At 68.6% G+C, this 20762-nt stretch carries 15 protein-coding genes and 1 tRNA gene; 6 read left to right on the top strand and 10 right to left on the bottom strand.

The window, feature by feature from the left end; genetic code table 11:
* Window positions 1-116: 116 nt before the first annotated feature.
* Window positions 117-1031 carry an SEL1-like repeat protein gene (locus PW843_24150; protein MDE1149656.1) on the bottom strand — a complete coding sequence of 305 codons (915 nt, stop codon included), beginning with the start codon at window positions 1029-1031 and terminating at the stop codon, window positions 117-119.
* A gap of 120 nt (window positions 1032-1151) precedes the next feature.
* Here PW843_24150 and PW843_24155 point away from each other — a divergent pair.
* From PW843_24155 to PW843_24165, 3 genes are all read left to right on the top strand, one after another.
* Window positions 1152-1226 (top strand) — tRNA-Gln (locus PW843_24155).
* A gap of 496 nt (window positions 1227-1722) precedes the next feature.
* Complete coding sequence (locus PW843_24160; GenBank protein MDE1149657.1) at window positions 1723-3003, top strand: hypothetical protein; 1281 nt, start codon at window positions 1723-1725, stop codon at window positions 3001-3003.
* A gap of 275 nt (window positions 3004-3278) precedes the next feature.
* Window positions 3279-4319, top strand: coding sequence for a hypothetical protein (locus PW843_24165; protein MDE1149658.1), 1041 nt, complete (start codon window positions 3279-3281; stop codon window positions 4317-4319).
* Between the two features lie 17 nt (window positions 4320-4336).
* Here the strand turns inward: PW843_24165 and PW843_24170 are convergent, their stop codons facing one another.
* The 5 genes from PW843_24170 to PW843_24190 all read right to left on the bottom strand — a co-directional run bounded on the left by PW843_24170 (window position 4337) and on the right by PW843_24190 (window position 12299).
* Window positions 4337-5410 carry a Fic family protein gene (locus PW843_24170; GenBank protein MDE1149659.1) on the bottom strand — a complete coding sequence of 358 codons (1074 nt, stop codon included), beginning with the start codon at window positions 5408-5410 and terminating at the stop codon, window positions 4337-4339.
* Between the two features lie 97 nt (window positions 5411-5507).
* Window positions 5508-7619, bottom strand: coding sequence for a hypothetical protein (locus PW843_24175; GenBank protein MDE1149660.1), 2112 nt, complete (start codon window positions 7617-7619; stop codon window positions 5508-5510).
* A complete protein-coding gene (locus tag PW843_24180) occupies window positions 7616-10372 on the bottom strand; it encodes a DUF4159 domain-containing protein (protein ID MDE1149661.1) in 2757 nt (918 codons plus the stop codon). The genes PW843_24175 and PW843_24180 overlap by 4 nt, the downstream gene beginning before the upstream one ends.
* A complete protein-coding gene (locus PW843_24185; GenBank protein MDE1149662.1) occupies window positions 10372-11337 on the bottom strand; it encodes a DUF58 domain-containing protein in 966 nt (321 codons plus the stop codon). Before PW843_24185 ends, PW843_24180 begins: the two co-directional genes overlap by 1 nt.
* On the bottom strand, window positions 11337-12299 hold the full coding sequence (locus PW843_24190; protein MDE1149663.1) for a MoxR family ATPase: 963 nt from the start codon (window positions 12297-12299) through the stop codon (window positions 11337-11339). Before PW843_24190 ends, PW843_24185 begins: the two co-directional genes overlap by 1 nt.
* Before the next feature lie 338 nt (window positions 12300-12637).
* On the opposite strand from PW843_24190, the gene PW843_24195 reads away from it, so the two are divergent.
* Together PW843_24195 and PW843_24200 are read left to right on the top strand one after the other, a co-directional pair.
* A complete protein-coding gene (locus PW843_24195) occupies window positions 12638-13156 on the top strand; it encodes a DUF1285 domain-containing protein (GenBank protein ID MDE1149664.1) in 519 nt (172 codons plus the stop codon).
* Window positions 13153-13785, top strand: a complete 633-nt coding sequence (locus PW843_24200) for a CoA pyrophosphatase (protein MDE1149665.1) — start codon at window positions 13153-13155, stop codon at window positions 13783-13785. Before PW843_24195 ends, PW843_24200 begins: the two co-directional genes overlap by 4 nt.
* A 166-nt stretch (window positions 13786-13951) precedes the next feature.
* Here PW843_24200 and PW843_24205 read toward each other — a convergent pair whose 3' ends face one another.
* Window positions 13952-16159: a TonB-dependent receptor gene (locus PW843_24205; GenBank protein ID MDE1149666.1), complete on the bottom strand. Its 2208-nt coding sequence runs from the start codon at window positions 16157-16159 to the stop codon at window positions 13952-13954.
* Window positions 16160-16397: 238 nt separating this feature from the next.
* On the opposite strand from PW843_24205, the gene PW843_24210 reads away from it, so the two are divergent.
* Window positions 16398-17636 (top strand): CCA tRNA nucleotidyltransferase, encoded by a 1239-nt coding sequence (locus PW843_24210; protein ID MDE1149667.1) that lies wholly within the window; start codon window positions 16398-16400, stop codon window positions 17634-17636.
* Between the two features lie 153 nt (window positions 17637-17789).
* Here PW843_24210 and PW843_24215 read toward each other — a convergent pair whose 3' ends face one another.
* The 3 genes from PW843_24215 to PW843_24225 form a co-directional block, all read right to left on the bottom strand.
* Window positions 17790-18230, bottom strand: coding sequence for a cytochrome c (locus PW843_24215; protein MDE1149668.1), 441 nt, complete (start codon window positions 18228-18230; stop codon window positions 17790-17792).
* 51 nt (window positions 18231-18281) lie between these two features.
* Complete coding sequence (locus tag PW843_24220; GenBank protein ID MDE1149669.1) at window positions 18282-19853, bottom strand: NAD(P)/FAD-dependent oxidoreductase; 1572 nt, start codon at window positions 19851-19853, stop codon at window positions 18282-18284.
* A 333-nt stretch (window positions 19854-20186) separates the two neighbouring features.
* Window positions 20187-20762 (bottom strand): hypothetical protein (locus PW843_24225; protein ID MDE1149670.1); only part of this gene is annotated, 576 nt, incomplete at its 5' end.

Genomic DNA, 20762 nt, shown 5'->3' on the forward strand with positions numbered 1-20762 from the left:
CAAAGCCCCCCTCAGGCGCCGGGCGCCAGCATCCGCTGGCTTGGGCTCACGGACCTGACCGGTCCGGGCCGGCGGTCACCGGCCAATCACACGGCATAAGCCGGGGCCGGGTACCGTCAGTGTTCCCGTGCCAGCCGGGCCGCCAGGTCCCGGCTGGGCCAGCCGTCCGGCACCGTCCCGTCCCAGGGCGTCGGGTGTGCCGCCTGATAGGCCAGGATGGCGTTGGCGGTGCGGGCGCCCGGCCGGCCATCCACCGGTCCTTTCAGATATCCCAAATTCCGCAGGTGCTGCTGGATCAGGCGCACGCCATCGGCGTCCACCGCCGGCGGCGGCGTGCGCGGCTGGCCCGGCGCGGGTTGGGGCGGTGGCTTGGCCGTGGCCGGATCCTGGGTCTGCACCGCCAGCGCGATGCCCGCCATGTCCGGCGACGGACCGCCGGCGCCACGCCCATGCAGGGCGCTCAGCCGCTCCTGCGCCAGGGCCAGGCCGCCCTCGGCGGCGCGGCGATACCACGCGGCGGCCTGGGCTGCGTCGGCCGGGACATCCACCCCCTCGTCATACAGCAGGCCCAGGTTGAACTGCGCCTGGACGTCGCCGAGATCGGCGGCGCAACGGTACCAGGGCAAGGCCGCCGTCACGTTCTCCGGCCACCCCATGCCGCCGGCCTCCAGCCCTGCCAAGGCCGAGCAGGCGCGCCGGCGGATGCCCGCGTCGCCATCGGCGGCGGCGGCCTTGTACCAGGCGCCAGCGCGCGCCATGTCGGCCGCGCGGTCGAACGGCACGTCGCCGTAGGCTTCGGCCAGATCCAGCTGGGCCTGGGTGTCGCCCGCCCGCGCCCGTGCGTCCAGCGCGCGCAAGGAGTCATCGGCGTTGGCTGGTGGCGCCGGCGGCCCGGCATCGGCGGCCAGGGCCGGCGTGCCCAGCAGGACCAGGACGGCAAGGCCCAGGGTGGCGAGGCGTAGCGAGGGAGGCAGCGGCATCAAGGGCCCGGCGGCGAAGAAGGGGCCGCCATAGTGCCATGGGCGTGTCATCGGGGAAGCCCCCATCGTCTGGCGATGGGGCCGGCGATCCGGAGTCGGCGATTTGGGCCGTTGCGTCGGCCGGGCTTTCTGATTATGGTGCCGCCCTCCCCGCCGAGGGGAGACCGGTATTGGGGCGTCGCCAAGCGGTAAGGCAGCGGATTTTGATTCCGCCATGCGGAGGTTCGATCCCTCCCGCCCCAGCCAACCTTTTCCTTTCAAATCCTGCCCCATGTTCGCGCCTTGAGGCGCGTCCGCGATTATGGGGTAAACCAGTTGAATAGTCGCCGTCCTGTCCCGAGTCCGGCCAGGGGCAGGGCGACCTGCGCATGCCGGCCCCGGTTTCCCAGCCTTTTCATGCAGCTTTTGCAGTCCATCGGGGCATCCTGGCGATCAAAATGTCAGGATTTGTCAAATTTTAGATATCGCCCCGGCTTCATCCAAAGTATTATTGCCGCAAGGATAGGTTTTGCCGACGGTAAAACCCCTCCCGAGGGATGACGGGATATTGAATTGGCCGGCTCGCCGGACATGGTATCCTGATGGCGGTTAAGGTGCGGCCGGTTGGCGTTGCCGGCGCGGGCGCCGCCGTTGGCGTTCCGGGAGGGGACTTGGTCTATCGTGGCCTTGTCCCGGGTGGAAATACGTGATGTTGCGCTTGTTGGCCGGGGTTTAAGAACCGATTCCCGGTTGCGGAGATGAAATGAATCGCCAGAACGCGCCTAAGCGGGATTGGGTCCGGGTGAAGCCCGGCGAACGTCCGGCTGCGGTGCCGGAAAAGCCTGAACACGACGATCAGAAACTGTTGACCCTGTTGCAGTCCGCCAAGCGCGAACTCCAGGGCCTGCGTCTCATTCATCTTCATCTGTCCTTGCTGAAGGACAAGAGCAACCTTGACCTGCTGTCCATCAAGCGGGCGATGCAGGAGACGGCGGACAACTCGTCTTATCTACAGGCCTTCAACCTGTCCAACGACGATGTCATCGTCCTATACAAGGGCATCAAGTTCTCCCTGATCAGCGATGTCTGTTCCAAGATCGAGAAGCTGCTGCTGTCGCGCACGGTGATGACGCGGCCGAACCCGTACCGCGAAGACAGTCTCTATTCGATCATGGAGTTGTCACTCAACTTCGTGAACGTCATCCGCTTCATCGAAGGCCTGCAGAAGGGCGAGGGCGGAGAGGTCGCGGAACAGAAGACCAAACCCCCGATCACGCTGGAGGAACTGGGCAAAATCGAACGCGCCGTGCAGATGTTCGACCTGTCGCCCTTCATGCTGAACCAGCCGGTGGTGAACATCCAGAACGCCACCGAGAATGAGTTCGAGTATTTTGAGCTGTACATCGCCATCAAGGCGTTGGAAGAGCGGCTGTCCCCCGACTACGACATCACGGCCAACCGCTGGCTGTTCAGCTATTTCACCTCGCAGCTGGACCTGTCGGTGCTGCGCGCGCTGAATTACGGCGTGGATTTCCTGCGCGGCAAGCGGCTGGGCCTGAACCTGAACCTGGCCACCGTCCTGTCGGCCAGCTTCGTGAAGTTCGATGAACGGCTGACCGCGGAACTGCGCGGCAACGTGGTGCTGGAGATCAACAAGACCGACCTGATCGAGAACGTCTCGATGTACAAGGAGGTCGTCGATTTCGCCGCCACCCGCGGCTATAAACTCTGCATCGACGGCATGAACGATTTCTGGGTCACGCACATGGACCTGGAATACATGGCCTGCGACTACGCCAAGATCATCTGGTCCCCCGACATGGAAAGCATGAGCGAGGGGGAGGAAGACGCCCTGCGGGAAAAGATCCGCCAGCAGGAAAACTGCCGCTTCATCCTGGCGCGCTGTGGCACGGTGGCGGGCCTGATCTGGGCGGAGAAGATGGGCATCAGCCTGGTCCAGGGCCGGGTGATCGACAACATCCTGCGCAAGAGCGTGCTGGTCCGCGACGCCCTGAAGACCGCGCAGGTCATGAACGACGACTGAGGCCCCTTGATCGGTTCCGATCAAAGGGATTGGCCATAAGCCGTTCTCACAACTATTCCCCATCCCAATGGACAGGGCTTCGGCCGCGGCGGTTTAACCTGGGGGTAAGTAATCCCCCATTAAAAGTAGGTTATCGCCGGACCGACAATTCTGTGTCACTTTCTGCCAGGGGTCATCCGGCGGCCGATGGTCGGGAATGAGCGATCATTCCACGGCCGCTATGGATGACATCCAGGGCGGGGTTGCCGGAGACTATGTTGGGACGGGAACAAGCGGTGCAGACTGCCGACGATGACGGCGGTGGGCGTACGGGCGATGCCGGCCTTGCGGCCACTGCCCCCGCGGCCGCCACGACCAACAGCAAGCCCGCCGCCCAGGGCGAGGCCAGCCGCAGCACGCATTTCATGTTTGAGAACAAGGTGTTCTCGGTCGCGGGCGCCCACTTCTCCTTCGCCCGCGACAGCAATGAGGCCGTCTACAACGTCGAACTGGGCGACATGTGGGGCAAGATCCCCTTCCGTACCCTGCGTGAGGCGTTCGGCATCGCGGAGGACAGTCCGGACGCCGGACTGCTGGGCGTGGTCGAGCGCAGCCTGAAGTTCGTCAAGATCATCCGCCCGGGCGATAGCATCCCCCGCGAACTGCTGGACGGCACCGCCTCATGGCGGGTGGAAGACCACCACCTGGCGATTGCGCGCGGCCGCATCACCGTGCAACTGGTGTCCTGGATCACCGGCAAGGAAACGCTGGTCACCGACCGCGCCCAGCTGGAGCAGCTGGTGGAGGATCCACAGACCAAGCAGCGGGCGCAGCAGGCCTTCACCGAACTGGCCAAGCGCTTCGGCATCCCGGAAGAGCGCAAGCAGGAGATCGTCGACAAGGTCGACACCGTGGCGCGCGAGCTGTCCTATATCGAGGCGCTGCGCGACCGCTATGCCCAGGTGCAGCGCATCATCACCGGCCTGGCCCAGGCCGGCCGCATCTACAAGACCGACCGGCAAATCCAGGCCGACCTGTCGCGCATGATGGCCCTGGTGAAGCAGCCCATCCTGGATTTCGAGGACATGTTCAGCCAGCTGGACGCCCAGACGGGCGAGATCATGGCCGTGCTGAAATCCTATGAAAGCCAGATCGCCTTCATCCGCCGCATGCGCGACGAACTGCACACCCGCCTCATGCTGTGGGACGATCTGATCACCGCCTGGGAAGGCGATGCCGCGGAGCGCGGCCCCGAACTGGAGGGGCGCCTGAAGAAGACCTACCAGTTCCTGGCCCAGAACTTCCTGGTGACCAAGGTCTGGCAGCGCGGCGGCTGACGGTCACTGCCCAATTCTCAATCTCTGTCGAAACCGCCCGCCAGCCTATAGGCGCGGTTTTTCCGCGACGGGTCATGCACCTCCAGGAAACCGTCATCCACCCATTGCCGGCACAAGGACACCACGGTGCGGGGACTGAGGCCCAGGTGGGTCGCGATGTCGCCGCTGGTGGCTGTCCCCTGTCGGCGCAGCAGTTCCCAAAGGCGCCGCTGCCGTGGATCAAGGCGGCGCAGAATGCCGCTCTGGTCAATGGCACCCCGTGACGCCGCCTTGTCGGCTTGGGCCTTCACAGCCGTAAACGCTTCTGCCATGCCGGCGCAAAAATAGGCGATGAAACCGGTAATGTCGGAATCGGCACGGCCCATATAGTAGTTATGTGAGGGGCCGACGGTCAGGGCCTGGTAATAACCCTGCAGGTTTCGGGCGTAATATTCGTCCAGGCTATAGATGCCCTTGAGGCCGTAGCCAGCCTTGTGCAAAAGCAATGTCGCCAGCAGCCGCGCGGTGCGGCCGTTGCCATCGTAATAGGGATGGACGGTCGCGAACTGGTAATGCGCCACCGCGGCGATCAGCGGTGCCGGCAGTTCGTCGCGATCCGTCTGGGCGCTGATCCAGTCGATCAGATCAGCCATCAGGTCGGGGACGTTCGCCGCTTCGGGCGGCATGTAGATGATCAGGCCCGATCCCGCTGCGCGGATGACATTCTGCCCATCCCGGTAAGGGGCGGGCTTTATTTTGCCGTGCAGCACCAGCCCATGAAGGCGTTGGATATCGCTTTCTTCCACGTGCCGGGTCTGGCCGGACAGACGCTCAACCTCCTCCAGTGCGCGATAATAATTGCGGACTTCCGTCTGGTCGCGCTCCCGCCCCGGGATGTGGGCACCGGACAGCACCTGTTCCACCTCAGCCTGGGTCAGGCGGTTGCCTTCGATCTGGGTGGAATAGTGGGTGGCGATCAGTCGGGCCGTTTCGCGCAGGGATGCCAGCATGTCCACATCGATGGGCAACGCCAAGATGCTTTGGCGGGCCGCCTCGATGGTCATGAGCGCCTTGGTGATGGCCGGCGTAATGGTGAAAGTGGGCTGGTACATGGCCCCCCATCGTGGTCGCTACGGGGCCCAATGTCATTTAAAACGTCGATATCACGCTGATAAATGTCAGTTATCGCGCTGATAAACCGTTCCCAGCTTACCGCCCCTCACGCCGCCAGGCCAGTACCAGCAGCGTGGCCAGCACCAGCAGGCCCAGCCAGGCCGGCACCAGGGGCACACGGGCGACGCCGGTGACGGTGTAGTCGCCGTTGGCGCGCAGGCCCAGCCAGCCGCTGCCGGCGGCGCTCTGCCCGGGGTTGACCCGGCGCAGGTCGGGCAGGCCGGCCCCACCCCCATCCACCAGCCAGAACACGCCGCCGCCCGTGGCCTTGGCCAGGGGGGCCAGGCGGTCGGGGGTGGTGCGCATGTCGGCCAGTTCCGGCGGGTTCAGGGCGCCCACCACGGCCAGGGCGGTGCGCTCGCCGTCCTTCACCCGCCACAGGCCGGGCTCGGTCGCGGGCAGGCTGCCGCGCGCCACCCCGTCCGGGCTGTCGGCCAGGGGCAGGGTGGTGACGGCGTCGCTGGGCGACCGCACCTCCACCGGATCGGAATCGGGCTGCAGCGACCGGCGTTCCACCACCAGGCGGTCGCCGTCCACGTGCGCCTTCAGATCCTGTTCCTCCAGCGCCGGTTCCTTCATCAGCCAATGGGCCAGGCGGCGCAGCAGTTCCGCCGCCGGGCCGCCGCCCTCGAACCCGCGCGACCACAGCCACATGTGGTCGGAAGCGATCTGGGCGACGCGGCCTTTGCCCACGCGGTCCAGCACCACCAGCGGCCGGTCGTTGGCGCCGGTCATCACCACCGTGCCCTGGCGCGGCGTGATGTCGATCTGCCGGAACCAGCGGCCCCAGGGCGCCTTGCCACCGGCCTTGCCGCCATCGACGTCGCCGTCCAGGCCGGCGGTCACCGGGTGGCGTCGGCCGGCGTCGGTCAGGGTGGGGACGAAGGGCTGTTCCATCACCTGGCCCGTGGGTTCCCCCGGCAGGATCTCGCCCAGCGGCGTGCGGTAGAGCGACAAGGGCGTGGCGTAAGCGGGGCCGCTGGCCTCCAGGAAGGCGCCGCCGTTGCGCACATAGTCGGCGATGTTGGCGAGATACCCCATGGGCAGGATGTTGCGCTGGCGATAGCGGTCGAAGATGACGAGGTCGAAGTCGTGCAACTTCACTTCGAACAGTTCACGGATGGGGAACTGGATCAGCGACAGCTCACGAATGGGCGTGCTGTCGGACTTCTCCTGCGAGCGCAGGATGGTGAAGTGCACCAGATCCACGGCGGGATCGGCCTTCAGCAGGTCGCGCCAGGTGCGCTCACCCGCGTGCGGCTCGCCTGACACCAGCAGCACGCGCAGGCGGTCGCGCACGCCGTTGACGATGAAGGCGGTGCGGTTGTTGGCCATGGACAGTTCGGCAGGCCCGGCATCCACCGACAGTTCCAGCAGGTTGGGTCCGCCATGGTCCACGGTGATGGTCAGGGGCACGTCCTCGCCCACCGGCACCGGCACCTGGCGGTCGGGCTCGCCATCCTGGCGGATGGTCAGCAGGGCGCCGGCGGCGGATGCCTTGGCGGCAGGCAGATCCTCCACCCGCACGGTGGCGGTCACGGTCTTGCCGACGATGCCATAGCTGGGGCCGCGCACCAGCACCAGGCGGCGGTCGCCCTCGCCATGCTCACCGGTCAGCAGGGTGTGGACGGGGCCCAGGTCGGCCAGGCTTTCCGGCTTTTCCGGCACGTCGTGCACCTGGCCGTCGGTCAGCAGGATGGCGCCGGCCAGGCGGCGGCGGGGCACGTCGGCCACGGCCTGGGTCAGGGCGTCGATGGCCCGCGTCTCCTCCCCCTTGCCGCCGGCGGTGGAGGTGCCGGTCTCCACCACCCGCAGGTCCAGGTCGGGCACGCGGCCCAGCTTGTCCTTCAGGGACGCCAGGGCGGCGTCGGTGCGCGCCTTGCGCTGGCCCACGTTCTGGCTGGCGGAGGTGTCGACCACCACCACCGCCACGTCCTTCAGCGGCCGCCGGTCCTCGCGGATCAGCGCGGGGTCCAGCAGCAGCAGGGCCAGTGCCGCCAGGGTCACGGCCCGCCAGGTCAGGCCGCGCGCCCGCCGCAGGGCCATGAGCCCCAGCCCCGCCAGCGACAGCACCAGCAGCAGGACCAGCAGCCAGGTGGGCAGCAGCGGCTCAAAACTGACGCTCAGGCCGGAGAACACATCCATCATTGCCCCAGCCGCTCCAGGATCGCGGGCACATGCACCTGGTCGGCCTTGTAGTTGCCGGTCAGGGCGTACATCACCAGGTTGATGCCGAAGCGATAGGCCATCTCACGCTGGCGCTCGCCACCCGGCACCACGGCGTTCAACGGCCGGCCCTGGCCGTCCGTGGCCCAGGCCCCGGCCCAGTCGTTGCCGCCCACCAGCACCGGCGACACGCCGTCGTTGACGTGGCCCTCCGCCGCCTCCGCCCACAGCTGGCCGCCCGCCTGGCGGCCGGGGAAGTCCTGCAGCAGGAAGAAGGTGCGGCCCAGCACGTGGTCGGCGGTCACCGGCGCCAGCGGCGGGATGTCCAGCCCGTGGGTCAGTTCGCGCAACTGGCCCTGCACGGTGGGATCGGCCGCCCCCTGGTCGCGGGTATCGAACAGGATCATGCCACCGTTGTGCAGGTACTGGTTCACCTTGGCCACCGCCGCGTCCGACAGCTTGCCCTGCGCCGGCGTCACCACCCAGTACAGCAGGGGGAACAGGGCCAAATCGTCCTTCTCCACGTCCACGCCCATGGCGCCGGCCACGTCCACCGCCGTACGGCGGTTCAACTGCTCCCCCAAACCCAGCAACCCCGCTTTGGTGGTGGCGTCGGCGGCGCGGTCGCCGGTCTGGACATAGGCCAGCCAGTTGCCGGTGGTGGCCTTCACGATCTCATCATCCGGGGTGGCGGCATGGGCCTTGGGACCGGCCGCCAGCAGGGCCGCCAGCGCCAGGCCGGCCACGGCACCGCGTCGCGAGGCCAAGCGCATCGAGAACAGCCCGCGCACCATCAGCGACAGGAACAGGTCGGCCACCCACAGGCATGCCGCCAGGCCCAGGAACCAGGGGCGCAGATCGGTCTCGCTGGCGCCAGCGAAGCCCTGGTAGCTGACACCGGCCAGCGCCTCCATCGGGGCCAGGGGCGACACACTGCCGGCCAGGTTCAGGGCGCGGCGCCGGTCGCCCACGCCGTAATATCCCGGCGGATGCAGCGGCCCCACCAGGGTCTCTTCACCATCCGCCTTCTGTTGCGGCTCCAGCGGTTGCGCCAGGGCCGAGGGCGCGCCCAGGCGGCCCTGGCCGTCCAGCAGCGACAGGGGCGGCAGGGCGCCGCCGGCCGTGCCGCCGATGCCGCCCGGCAGGCCGTCGCTGAGGCCCACCAGCCGGCGCAGCATGTCGACGTACAGGCCCGAGAGCGCCAGGTTGGACCAGGCCGGGTCGGCGCTGGTGTGCACCAGGGCCAGCCAGCCCTTGCCCCGTCGCTCACCCGTCACCAGCGGCGTGCCGTCCTCCAGCCGGGCCCAGACCTTGTCGCCCAGGTCGGGGCCGGGCTCGGCCAGCACCTGGCGGCTGACGGTCACGTCGGCCGGTGCGTCCAGCCCGGCGAAGGGGCTCTTGTCATCAAAGGGCGCCAGATGGGCGGGCGTGGTCCAGGACAGGGCGCCGCCCAGCGAGCGGTCGCCGCCGCGCAGTTGCACCGGCAGCAGCGGTTCCGCCCCCGGTGCGGTCCCAGCACCCGCATCCTCATGCGCCAGCCGGGTGCCGCCGAAACGCACCAAGACGCCACCCTGGTCGATCCAACGGGACAAGGCGGCGGTGTCGGCATCGCTCAAGGGGCCGCTGTCGGGCAGGACCAGCACGGCGACGCCGCCGGATAGCAGGGCCTGGACCGTGCCGCGCCGCACCTCGGCATAGGGCGCCAAGGCGCGGTCCAGGTAATAGAGGCTGGACAGCAGCGGCTGGTTGTCGCCGGCGGGTCCCGCCGTGGCCAGGCCCACCGGCCGGCGGCGCCAGCGGTCGTCCAGCAGCAGGGCCGCACCCACGCCCGCGCGATCCTCGATATGCAGGCGGACGGCGGCGTTGCGCAGTTCGCCCGGCAGGGTCAGGGGCAGGGTCAGCTGGCGCTGGCCGGCGGCGAAGGTGCCGTCGACCCGGCCCAGGGACCGGCCGTCCTCCCCCATCGCCTCCACCGCCACCGGCTGGGCCTGGGCGCCGTCCGCCCGCTCCACCGGCACGTTCAGGGTGCCACCATCGCTGTTGGGCGCGCGCAGCAGCAGGGGGCCGTGGTCCGATCCGGCGCTCAGCACCGTGACGCGGCCCAGCGCCCGCAGGCGGTCGCCCAGCGGGCCCACGGCGCTGTCGTTCAGGCCGTCGGCGATCCAATAGGTTTCGGCGGTGATGCCGGCCAGGGGGCCGGTCTTCTGCGCCGTGTCCAGGGCCGCCAGGGCGGCGGTCCGGTCGGTCGGCCAGGGCTGCGGCGCCAGGGCCTGCACCAGGTGGCGCGCGGCGGTGGCGTTCAGGGGGCCCTGTATCTGTGGCGCTTCGCCCGATGCGCCGGTAGCGGTGGCCAGCAGCATGACGGGGCGGTCCTGCCGCTCGGCCTGGGTCACCAGCCGGTCCAAGGCCTGCTGGCGGTCCGGCCAGTCGCGACCGGCGGCCCAGCCGGTATCAACCACCAGCAACATGGGGCCGCCCCCCACGGCGACGGCGGCGTCGGGATGCAGCAGCGGCCGCGCCAAGCCCACGATCAGCAGGGCCGACAGGACCAGGCGCAGCACCAGCAGCCACCAGGGCGTGCGTGCGGGCGTCTCCTCCTTCGCGGTCAGGCCCAGCAGCAGGCGCAGGGCGGGGAAGGTGATGCGCTTGGGGGCGGGCGGCGTCAGGCGCAGCAGCCACCACAGGCCCGGCAGCAGGACCAGGGCCCACAGCACCCACGGGCTGGCGAAGGCCATCAGGCGCCCCCTTCCATGGAATGGGCGACACCGGCATGGGCGGCGGCTGCGCGGACGCTTTCCTGGCCCAGGGCGCCCCATAGGCCCAGCAGGGCGGCCTGGGGCGGCTGGTCGGTATGGTGCAGACCGAAGGTCCAGCCATTGGCGCGGGCGATCTGCGCCAGGCCGGCGCGGTGGGCGGCCAGCCGCTCGCGATAGCTGTCGCGCAGGCTGTCCACCCGGGGCACCAGCAGGCGGTCGTCGCCGGCCACGGCGCGGAACTCCACCCGGCCTTCATAGGGCAGGGTCTCTTCCGCCGGGTCCAGGATCTGCAGCAGGTGGCCGCGCAAGCCCGCACCGGCATGGAAGGCGACGGCGGCCTGGATCCGGTCCAGCGGCGCCAGCAAATCGCCCATCACCACCAGCCGGGCGTGGCGGGTCAGGGGCAGGGCCGGCGGCACCGCCAGGGGGGCGGCATCAGCCCGCGACAGCGCCATGGCCAGCGGCTCCAGCGCCGTGCGGCCGGGCTGCGGCCGGGGGCCGCCCACCAAACCGACCCGTTCGCCGCCCCGTACTAGAAGGCAGGCCAGCGCCAGGGCCAGCAGGTCGGCGCGTTCCCGCTTCAGCGGCAATTCCGGACCGGAACGCCAGTCCATGGCCGGCGTCGCGTCGCGCCACAGCCAGACGCTCTGCGCCGCCTCCCACTCATTCTCGCGGACGAAGACGTGGTCGCCCTTGGCCGACTGGCGCCAGTCGATCTGGTCGGTGTCGTCGCCCTGCTGATAGCGGCGGAACTGCCAGAAGGCCTCGCCCGTGCCCACGCGCCGGCGGCCGTGCAGGCCGGGCGCCACGGTGGATGCCACCCGCTCCGCCGCCACCAGCAGGGGCGGCAGGCGCTGGGCCAGGACATCGGCGCGGTCGCGCAGGCGGGAGGCCGCCTGCCTTTGCGCCGATGGGGGATGGGGGCGGGCGTCGGACGGGGACATCAGGCCAGCGGCGCGCACAGGCCGTCGATGACGGTATCCAGGGTGATGCCTTCGGCGCGCGCGCTGAAGTTCAGCGCCATGCGGTGGCGCAGCACCGGCTTGGCCAGGGCCACCACGTCATCCAGCGACGGGGTGTAGCGCCCGTCCATCAGCGCCCGCGCCCGGCTGGCCAGCATCAGCGCCTGGGCGGCACGGGGGCCGGGGCCCCAGGCCACGTGGCGGCGCACATCGGCCACGTCGGTCATTTCCGGCCGGCCCCGGCGCACCAGGTCCAGGATGCCGTCCACCACGCTGTCGCCCACCGGCACGCGGCGCACCAGTTCCTGGGCCGCCTGCAATTCCACCGCCGTCAGCACGGGGCGGACGGTGGCGGCGGTGGCGCCGGTGGTGGCGATCATCATCTGCCGTTCGGCGTCGCGCTCCGGATATGTCACGTCCACCTGCAGCAGGAAACGGTCCAGCTGCGCCTCGGGCAGGGGATAGGTCCCCTCCTGCTCCAGCGGGTTCTGGGTCGCCAGCACGTGGAAGGGGCGGGGCAGGGGATGGTAATGGCCGGCCACCGACACGCGGCCTTCCTGCATGGCCTGCAGCAGCGCCGACTGGGTGCGCGGGCTGGCGCGGTTGATCTCGTCCGCCATCAGCAGCTGGGCGAACACCGGGCCGGGGATGAAGCGGAAGGCGCGGCGCCCCTGCTCCCCCTCCTCCAACACTTCGGAGCCCAGGATGTCGGCCGGCATCAGGTCGGGCGTGCACTGCACCCGGCGTTCGTCCAGGCCCAGGACGATGCCCAGCGTTTCCACCAGGCGGGTCTTGGCCAGGCCGGGCACGCCCACCAGCAGCAGGTGGCCGCCGGCCAGCAGGGTGACCAGGCTGAGGTCGATCGCCTCTTCCTGCCCGAAGATGGCCTGGCCGATCATGGCGCGGACGGCGGCCAGCTTCAGGCCCGTGTTTTCGATGTCCAGCGCCAGCCCTGCGTCGGGGTAGACATGGTCACGGGGCAGGTCGGTGATGCTCAACGCCAAGTCTCCCAAAGGTGCAATGGTTCACCAGCAATGCCGAAAACGACGGCTCCGGCCCTTTATGCCAGCCTCCTTTATGCTAGCTTTGTGGCCGAAATCGGAAAATTTTCCGGTCCAGGTCCGGCGCATGGGGTGCCGGGGGTGGGCCTTTCGCGGTGATGGTTGATTGCGCCATGCAGGAAAGCAAGCCTGATGCGGGTCCTACAAAGGGCCGAGACCCCTCCGACAACGCCGGTGCGCCGGCTGACTTGGACGCGCTAGGGGGCGCGCTAGGGGGTGCCCTGCGGTCCCCCGGCGCGGACTCGCGCCCGGATGAGGGCTACGACATCCGCATCGCCCGCGACGGCACGTGGTTCTATCACGGCAGCCCCATCGGCCGCCTGCCCCTGGTGAAGCTGTTCTCCACCGTCCTGCGGCGCGATGATGCCGGTGATTTCTGGCTGATCACCCCGGCGGAGCGGGGCCGCATCACGGTGGACGACGCGCCGTTCGTGGCGGTGGAAATGCGGCGTGAGGGCGACGGCCCCCGCCAGCGCCTGTCCTTCCGCACCAATCTGGACCAGTGGGTGGTCGCCGGGGCGGAGCATCCGATTCGGGTGTCCATCGACCCCGAAACGGGGGAGCCCAGCCCCTATGTCCATGTGCGGGGATCCATCGGCCTGGGGCTGGAGGCGCGCATCAACCGTTCCGTCTTTTATGAGTTGGCGGAGATGGCGCTGGATGCCGGTGACGGCGTGCCCGGCGTGTGGAGCGATGGCCTGTTCTTTCCTCTGGGGGAATTTGTGGGGGAGGGGGCATGACGACCGCGGCGGCGATTCGCCGCGCGTTCACCGACCGGCATGCCGACCGCGCCGCGGCGGCGTTCAGCCCCACCGGGCCCGGCATCGCCGCCCGGGGCGACCAGGACGGCAACCAGGGGTTTGAGATGCCGTCGGCGGTGCGTGACGCCGCCGTGCTGGTTCCCCTGGTCAATCGGCCGGACGGCATCACCGTGCTGCTGACCCAACGCACCGCCCATCTGGCGGCCCATGGCGGTCAGATCAGTTTCCCCGGCGGCAGGGTGGAGCCTGAGGACACCGACGCGGTGGCCACCGCCCTGCGTGAGACGACGGAGGAGGTGGGCTTGTCCGCCACCCAGGTGGAGGTGGTGGGGCGCCTGGACACCTATTACACCCGCACCGGTTTCCGTGTCGTGCCGGTGGTCGGGCTGGTCAACCCGCCCTTCTTCCTGCAACCCGACCCGCGCGAGGTGCAGGAGGTGTTCGAGGTGCCGCTGTCTTTCATCCTGGACCCCGCCAGCCGCCAGCGGCAGTCCCGCGAGTTCAAGGGCGCCCAGCGCCACTTCTGGGTCTTCCCCTATGCCGAGCGCTACATCTGGGGCGCCACCGCCGGCATGCTGGTGAACCTGTGTGATGTGCTGGGGGTTTAGTGTTCCCTCAAGCGGCGGGCGCGGCCATCCGGCCGCTTGCCTTATCCTCGGTTTCCAGTCCGCTGACGCTTCCCGGAAACCTCCGGCGGCCGCAGTCGCGGCCTAGAAAAAAGATAGAGAAGAGGACCGGGGATTGGCCAACGCCAACCCCCGGCACGTGATTTACTTACAAATCAATTTCCAAACTGGCCAGCAGAGTGCGGGGCGCACCCAGGTAGGCGGTGTTGGCGCCGGCGCTGCCGACGATGTTGCCGTCGGCGATGGACGAGTAGTAGTGCACGTCGCCGACGTTGATGACCTGCAGCCGCGCGATGCCCGTCTTGCCCCATAGGGCCGAGGCGTAACGCACGCCCAGATCCACCGTGGCGTAGCTGGGGGCGTAGCTGTTGTTGGTGTTGGTGGCGGCGCGGTCGCTTTCGTAATGCACCGTGCCGGTGAAGCCCAGGCCCCCCAGGCCGAAGCGGTTGAGGTACTGCGGATGATAGTCCGCCGTCATGTCGCCCTTGAACTCCGGCACGCCGACGATGCGCTTGTCATCCGTCGCGGCCACGCCGGAATTCAGCAGGCGGGCATCGATGTAGGTCAGGCCGCCGAACAGGCTGAGGTCGGGGGTGACCTCGCCCTGCACGAACAGTTCGCCACCCCAGTTGCGCTGGGTCCCGACCACGCCGAAGACGTTGGTGGTGGCATCGGTCTGGGCGGACGGCCGCGTCATGCGGAAGCCCGCCGCCGTCACCATCAGCTTCGGCGTGATGGCGTACTTCACCCCGGCCTCGTACGACTGGTCGCGGTAGGGGCTGAGGATGACGTTGGCGTTGGCGGTGCCGGCCGGGGCGGTGTCGCCCTGTTCGATGCTGTTGGCGTATGTCGCGTACAGCGTCAGATCTTCGCGCGGCTTGTAGATCAGGCTGACGGTGGGGCTGGCCACGCCGTTCTCATCATCGCTGCTGGTGACGGCCCCCGTCTTCGACCAGCTTTGCGAGTTGAGGAAGCTGGTGCTGACCGTGGCCTGGACGGCGAACTGCTGCGTCAGGTGCAGGGTGTCGCCGAAGATGACGCTCTGTTCCCGCACCTCGCCCGACTTGTACTGGCCGCCGTTGTCCGGCGTGGCTTTGGTCGGCAGGATGGTGGGGTTGGCCAGGTTGCCGGTGCCCAGGTTGACCGCGATGGAGTTGCGGTAGCTGTACTGGCCGTTGTCGAAGCCATTGGTGGCGATGGTGACGTCGTTCTCGAACCCCGCCACATCGACATGGCCGTTCAATGAGGCCGTATTGCTGGTGATGTTGAAGTGGGGGACGGCGGTGAAATTCTTGGTGACGGTGTAGGCGCCTGCGTCGTTGGTCATCGTGTCGGTGATGCCGAACAGGTTGCGGTGGGCGTTCTGGTACAGGCCGCCGACCTCGAACGTCCAGCCGTCGCCGAAATCATGCTTCAGCTTGGCCAGGGCGGTATTGGTCATCAGGTCGGTACCGGCACCCGGCTGGCCCAGGCCGGTCTGCGTCGGGTTGGGGGCGGAAGGCAGCACGGTGCTCTTGCCGCTGAAATAGACGATGCTGCCCGGCAGGCCGGTGGCGTCGGTGCGGTAGTGGCTGAGGTCGACCTCCAGCACCGTCGCCTCATCGACATGGATGTCGAAATCGCCGCTGACCAGGTTGCGCTCATTATGGCTGCCGGCGACGTAGCCCTCGCCGGCACCGTGCACCAGGTTCAGGCGATAGCCCACGGGGCCGACCTGGCCGCTGAAGTCGCCGGCCTGGGTGAAGATGCCGTCGGATTCAAAGCTGGTGGTCAGGCGCGCCATGGGCGTGTCGGTCGGGCGCTTCAGCTGATAGTCGAACACGCCGGCCGGCGGCTGTGGGCCATAGAGCGCGCCCGCCAGGCCGTTCAGCACCTGGATGCCGGCCAGGTTCTCCGCCGCGATGGCGGTGGTGCCGATGACGTTCAGGCCGTCCAGGCGGGTGTCCTGCACGATGCCGCCCTGGAAGCCGCGCGACTGCGGCCGCGACACTTCCATGCCTTGCTGGTCACGGATCTCGACCGAGGGCAGATAGCGCAGGGTGTCGTTGACCGTGCGCGCCATCAGGTTGGTGATCAGCTCGGCCGGCACGGTGGTGACCGACAGGGGCGTGTCCAGCAGCGACCGGCGGCCCAGGGGCCCCAGGTCGGGGTCGGTGGGGGCGTAGGCTGGGGCGACCGCGTTGGCGTTGGCGGTGATCAGCACCTGGTCCACCGGCTTGGACGCGTCGGCCTGCTGGGCCTGCGCCCAGGCGGCGGCCGGTGCCAGCGAGGCGGCGGTCAGCGCCAGGGCGGAAACGGCGGCGCGCGCACGCCCTGGTTTCAATATAGCAGTATAGCGATATACCATTGATTTCATTGGAGGAACCCTTCGTTTTTTTAGTATCCTCCAGTCTTTGCGGCGTTTTTCGTTATGTTCAAATAGATATAACGCTAACCGTCCATGCATTTCCGTGATCGTCGGCGGTTTGCCTGGGTTTGCGGGGCATTCGGTGAGGCGATATGTCGCGCGACGGGCGGCCGTTGCCCCCGGTCGGCCGACTTGTTACAAGGCCAGGGCACCATTCAATTCAGGCCCCTTTCAGTTCGGAAACGCCATGAGCGCCGTTCGTACCTTGGTGCCCACGGGGGCCCTGGCCTCCGTCGCCGCCCGCCGCGTCCTGCAAGCCCTGATGCGGACGGGGCAGGAGGCGCGGTTCGTCGGCGGCTGCGTGCGCGACGCGGTGCTGGAGGTGCCGGCGGCCGATATCGATATCGCCACCCCCCTGCCGCCGGAAGAGGTGATGCGCCGGCTGAAGGCCGACGACATCCGTGTCATCCCCACCGGGCTGAAGCACGGCACCGTCACCGCCGTCATCGAGGGCGAGACGTTCGAGATCACCACCCTGCGCCAGGACGTGGAGACCTTCGGGCGCAGCGCGCGGGTGGCCTTCACCGACGATTGGCTGGCCGATGCCGCCCGCCGCGACTTCACCTTCAACGCCCTGTCGCTGACGGTGGATGGCGACCTGTACGATCCCTTCAACGGCGTGCCGGATTTGATGGCCGGTCGGGTGCGGTTCATCGGCGATGCCGAAAGCCGCATCCGCGAGGACGTGCTGCGCCTGCTGCGCTTCTTCCGCTTCTACGCGCGCCTGGGCCGGGGCGATCCGGACGCTTCGGCGCTGGACGCCTGTGTCCGCCTGGCGCCGCTGGTCGGTGGCCTGTCGGGCGAACGGGTACGGGATGAGGTGCTGAAGCTGCTGGCCACCGACCGGGCGGCCGATGTGTGGCGCATCATGGTGGACCGGGGCATCGTGGACCATGTCCTGCCCCAGGCGGTGAGCGTGGACCGCCTGGCCGCCCTGGACCGCCTGGAATGGATGGTGGGGGAGGCGGAGCCCATGGCCCGCCTGGCGGCCCTGCTGCCGGCGGGGCCCCTGGCCATCGAGGCGGTGCGGGTGGTGACGGAACGGCTGCGCCTGTCCAACTTCCAGCGCGACCGCCTCTTGGCCATCGCCTCGCCCTCGGTGGACGTGCATTCCGGCCTGGCACAGAAGTCGCGCCGCGTGGCGCTGTACCGCCTGGGGCCGGAGATCTACCGGGCGGTGCTGATGCTGGCCGCGGCCTCCATGGGCACGCCGGCCTTCGAATTGCTGGAACCCCTGGCCGAGGCGTCGGCCTGGCATGAGATACCCTTCCCTTTGCGCGGTCAGGACATCCTGCAACGCGGCGTGCCGGCGGGGCCGGAGGTAGGGCGCCTGATGGCCGAGGTGGAAGGCTGGTGGATCGCCCACGACTTCCACCCCGACCACGACGCCTGCCTGGCCGAGCTGGACCGGAGGCTGGGGGTTTAGGCGTTCCCTCAGGCGCCGGGCGCCGACATCCGTCGGCTGGGCTATCCTCGCCTTTCAGTCCGCTGCCGCTCCCCGAAAGGCTCCGGCGGACGCAGTCGCGTCCTTGTCGCTACGCGCTCCCCAGCGACCTCTGGGGAGTGTGCTCGTCAGGCCTTAACGCGCCGCCTTCACGTCCTCGACCGTGACCGCGTCGGTGTAGTGGTTGCCGAAGTGGGTGCGGACGTAGTTGACCACGGCGGCCACCTGGTCATCGCTCAGGAACTCGCCGATGGGCGGCATGGCCTTCTGGCCGTGCAGCACCATCATCACGGGATATCCCGCCGCCTCCAGGTTGGGGTTGCCGGCCAAGGCGGGATAGGTGCCGGCACCGGTGGCGCCCTTGGCGTCCGGCATGTGGCAGCCTTGGCAGATGGCCTGGTACAGGGCGGCGCCATCCTTCTGGCCGAAATGGTGGGGGTCGGCGAAGGCGGCGGAGGCCGCGTCCGACGACTGGGCGCGGGCGGTGTGGGGCAGGGCGCCGACGGTTACGTACAGGGCGGTCAGTGCGCCGGCGAAGGCGGTGGCCTTCAACGCGAAACTCTTCGATGGGCTCATGGCGTCTCTCACGGAATCGGGGCGCAGAATCAGGGAAGGGAGGCGGCCGGATCAGGCCGCGACCACGCGCTTGTGCAGCCGGGTGATGGCATCCAGTGAGGACAGCACCGCCCCCTCCTGCCAGCCGGTGATATAGCTGGCGTGCTCGCCGGCGAGCGCGATGCGCCCGTCCACCGCGCACAGGTCCTGGTAGTGGGCGGCGCGGCTCTCCTCCGTCCAGGCGGCGTGGCAGCCCAGGGTCCAGGGCACGCGGTGCCAGCCGACCGAGGCGCCGTTGTCGAACTCATGTCCATATTGGGGATGGATCCGGGCGCCATAGGCCAGGGCGGTCTTCACCCGCTCCTCCGGTGTCATGGCCGTGAACTCGAACGCATAGGCGCCGAAGACGTAGGTGCCCAGCAGCACGCCCTTGCCCGGTGCGCCGTAGCCGGTGTTGGGATAGCCGATCATGGCGATGGGCATGTCGGTGAAGCTGACGCCGCCGTAGATCGCCTCATCCTGTTCCCAGAAGCGGCGCTTGAACTGCAAGCCCACCTTGGCCGCTGCCTCATAGGGCACGGCGCTGATGGCGTTGGCCATCTTCGGGCCCACGTTCAGCTTGATCTGGCTCAGCACCGACAGCGGGATGGTGCACAGGCACCAGTCAGCCTTGGCGGTCTGCGGGGCGCCGCCCTTGACGGTGTCGGTATAGGTGACGGTGACGCCGTGGTCGTCCTGGTGGATCTCCGTCACCTTGGTGTCGAAGCGGATCAGGTCCTTCACCTCGCGGGCGAGCGCGGTGGGGAACTGGTCCATGCCGCCCACCGGCTGGAAGATGGTGGACTGGAACTCATCGCGCAGGCCCATGCCCAGGAAGCGCCACAGGCCGCCCTGCAAAACGTCGCTGAGCTGGGCGGGGGTGGAGGGGACGGGGGCGCCGTCGATGCCGCCGCCGGGCGCCTTCTCATACCCCCGGACGTTGCTGGCCTCCGTGCTGGCGGTATAGGCGTAGTTCTTGTCCAGCCCGCCCCAGGCGCGCAGCGACTCCAGCAGCTTTTCCTGGTCTTCCTTGGTGACGGTGTCGCCCAGGGCCTTCTGGCCGGTCAGCTTGGCCAGCAGTTCCGCCACATGGCCGTGATAGTCGGCCTGGATCTCGCGGAAGCGCTGCGGCTTGCCGCCGTAGGATTTGGTGGAGTGCAGATAGGCGTTGTAGTTGACTTGGTTGAACGGCTCCAGCGCCACGCCGTAGCGGTGGCAATAGTCCAGCACGGCGCGGTGATGGTAGGGGATGCGCCAGGGGCCGGGGTTGATGTACAGCCCCTTGTCGAAGCCCACCGTCTGCTTGAACCCGCCCAGTTCGGTATAGCTGTCGCCGCCGCGCAGCGACCAGCTGCGCCCGCCGGCCTTTTCCCGATATTCCAGCACCTGCACCTTGTAGCCGGCCTTGCGCAGCTCAATGGCCGCGACCAGGCCCGCGACGCCGGCGCCCAGGATGAGGATGGAGGCGCCCTTGGGGTCGCCGTCCAGCTTGATGGGGCCCTTGTAGGTCGTCTCCGCCGCCAGGCCCAGACTGGTGGCCGCCTGATACATGGCGGCACTGCCCGCCATGGTGCCGACCAGGGTCAGCAGGTCACGCCTGTTCATACCCGAAGAAATCATGCCCGTTCCGCCTCCGTATCCCTGCGTGAAGCGGCGAGTCTCCCCCGTTTGTCTTGCCCCGGCGTCATGGCGCCGGTTCCCTGTTCCACATGGGGTGGCGGGCCGCACCCGGATGATCCCACGCGCGCAGGCGGGGGCCAAGGCCGGATACCGGTCCATCCCATTGATTTTATTTAACTAACCGCCCGTTTTCGCTCTGCTTTGCGCATGCGTTCTTGTGAAATGCCGCCGGCCCGGTGAAACCGCGCTCAATCAGCGGTAGCCAGGGTTGCATGGGCCGGCGGGGCTGTCAATTACACGGGTAACCGGGCGCTGGTGTTACCGGTTCAGCGTGGCGACGTAGCTCTGCACCCCGGCGGCGGCGGGGTGGTAGATGCCCACCAGGTTGTTGTCCAGGATGGAATTGGCGGTGCACAGGCCGACGGCGGCCGGGTTGGTGGCCGCCAGCCAGCGCGCCGGGCCGAAGCCGCCGTCGGCCAGGCGGTCGATATGGACGAAGGCGGCACCGGCATCGGTGGTGGCCGCCAGGGCGTAGCCGCCGGGGACGCCGGTGATGCCCTCGAAATGGGTGACGATGCCGGGCTTGTTGTCATAGCTCAGCGCCGTGACGCGGGTGACGGCGCCCGTGGCGGCGTCGTAGTCCGCCAGCAGGCCGGCGTTGATGCCGTCACCGTCCTTGAAGCCGCCGGCCAGGGTGTAGGCGGTGGAGCCGGGGCCGCCGTTCTGCCAGATGCCGTACAGGGTGGCCAGGGGACCCAGGTCCAGCACCTGGAAGGCCCCCGTCCTCACATTGTAGATGAAGCCGTTGCCCGAGCCGGGCTGGCCGGCCAGGTCGTAGTTGCCCACCACCACCTCGCCCATGGTGCTGTGGGCGAGGGTGTTGGCCACGGTGCC

The organism is Azospirillaceae bacterium (assembly GCA_028283825.1).
Classification (GTDB): domain Bacteria; phylum Pseudomonadota; class Alphaproteobacteria; order Azospirillales; family Azospirillaceae; genus Nitrospirillum.

Coding starts and splice junctions, on each gene's coding strand:
- PW843_24150 (MDE1149656.1), bottom strand. CDS start 1,031: ATGACACGCCCATGGCACTATGGCGGCCCCTTCTTCGCCGCCGGGCCC.
- PW843_24175 (MDE1149660.1), bottom strand. CDS start 7,619: ATGATGGATGTGTTCTCCGGCCTGAGCGTCAGTTTTGAGCCGCTGCTG.
- PW843_24180 (MDE1149661.1), bottom strand. CDS start 10,372: ATGGCCTTCGCCAGCCCGTGGGTGCTGTGGGCCCTGGTCCTGCTGCCG.
- PW843_24220 (MDE1149669.1), bottom strand. CDS start 19,853: ATGAACAGGCGTGACCTGCTGACCCTGGTCGGCACCATGGCGGGCAGT.
- PW843_24170 (MDE1149659.1), bottom strand. CDS start 5,410: ATGTACCAGCCCACTTTCACCATTACGCCGGCCATCACCAAGGCGCTC.
- PW843_24185 (MDE1149662.1), bottom strand. CDS start 11,337: ATGTCCCCGTCCGACGCCCGCCCCCATCCCCCATCGGCGCAAAGGCAG.
- PW843_24210 (MDE1149667.1), top strand. CDS start 16,398: ATGAGCGCCGTTCGTACCTTGGTGCCCACGGGGGCCCTGGCCTCCGTC.
- PW843_24160 (MDE1149657.1), top strand. CDS start 1,723: ATGAATCGCCAGAACGCGCCTAAGCGGGATTGGGTCCGGGTGAAGCCC.
- PW843_24215 (MDE1149668.1), bottom strand. CDS start 18,230: ATGAGCCCATCGAAGAGTTTCGCGTTGAAGGCCACCGCCTTCGCCGGC.
- PW843_24205 (MDE1149666.1), bottom strand. CDS start 16,159: ATGAAATCAATGGTATATCGCTATACTGCTATATTGAAACCAGGGCGT.
- PW843_24200 (MDE1149665.1), top strand. CDS start 13,153: ATGACGACCGCGGCGGCGATTCGCCGCGCGTTCACCGACCGGCATGCC.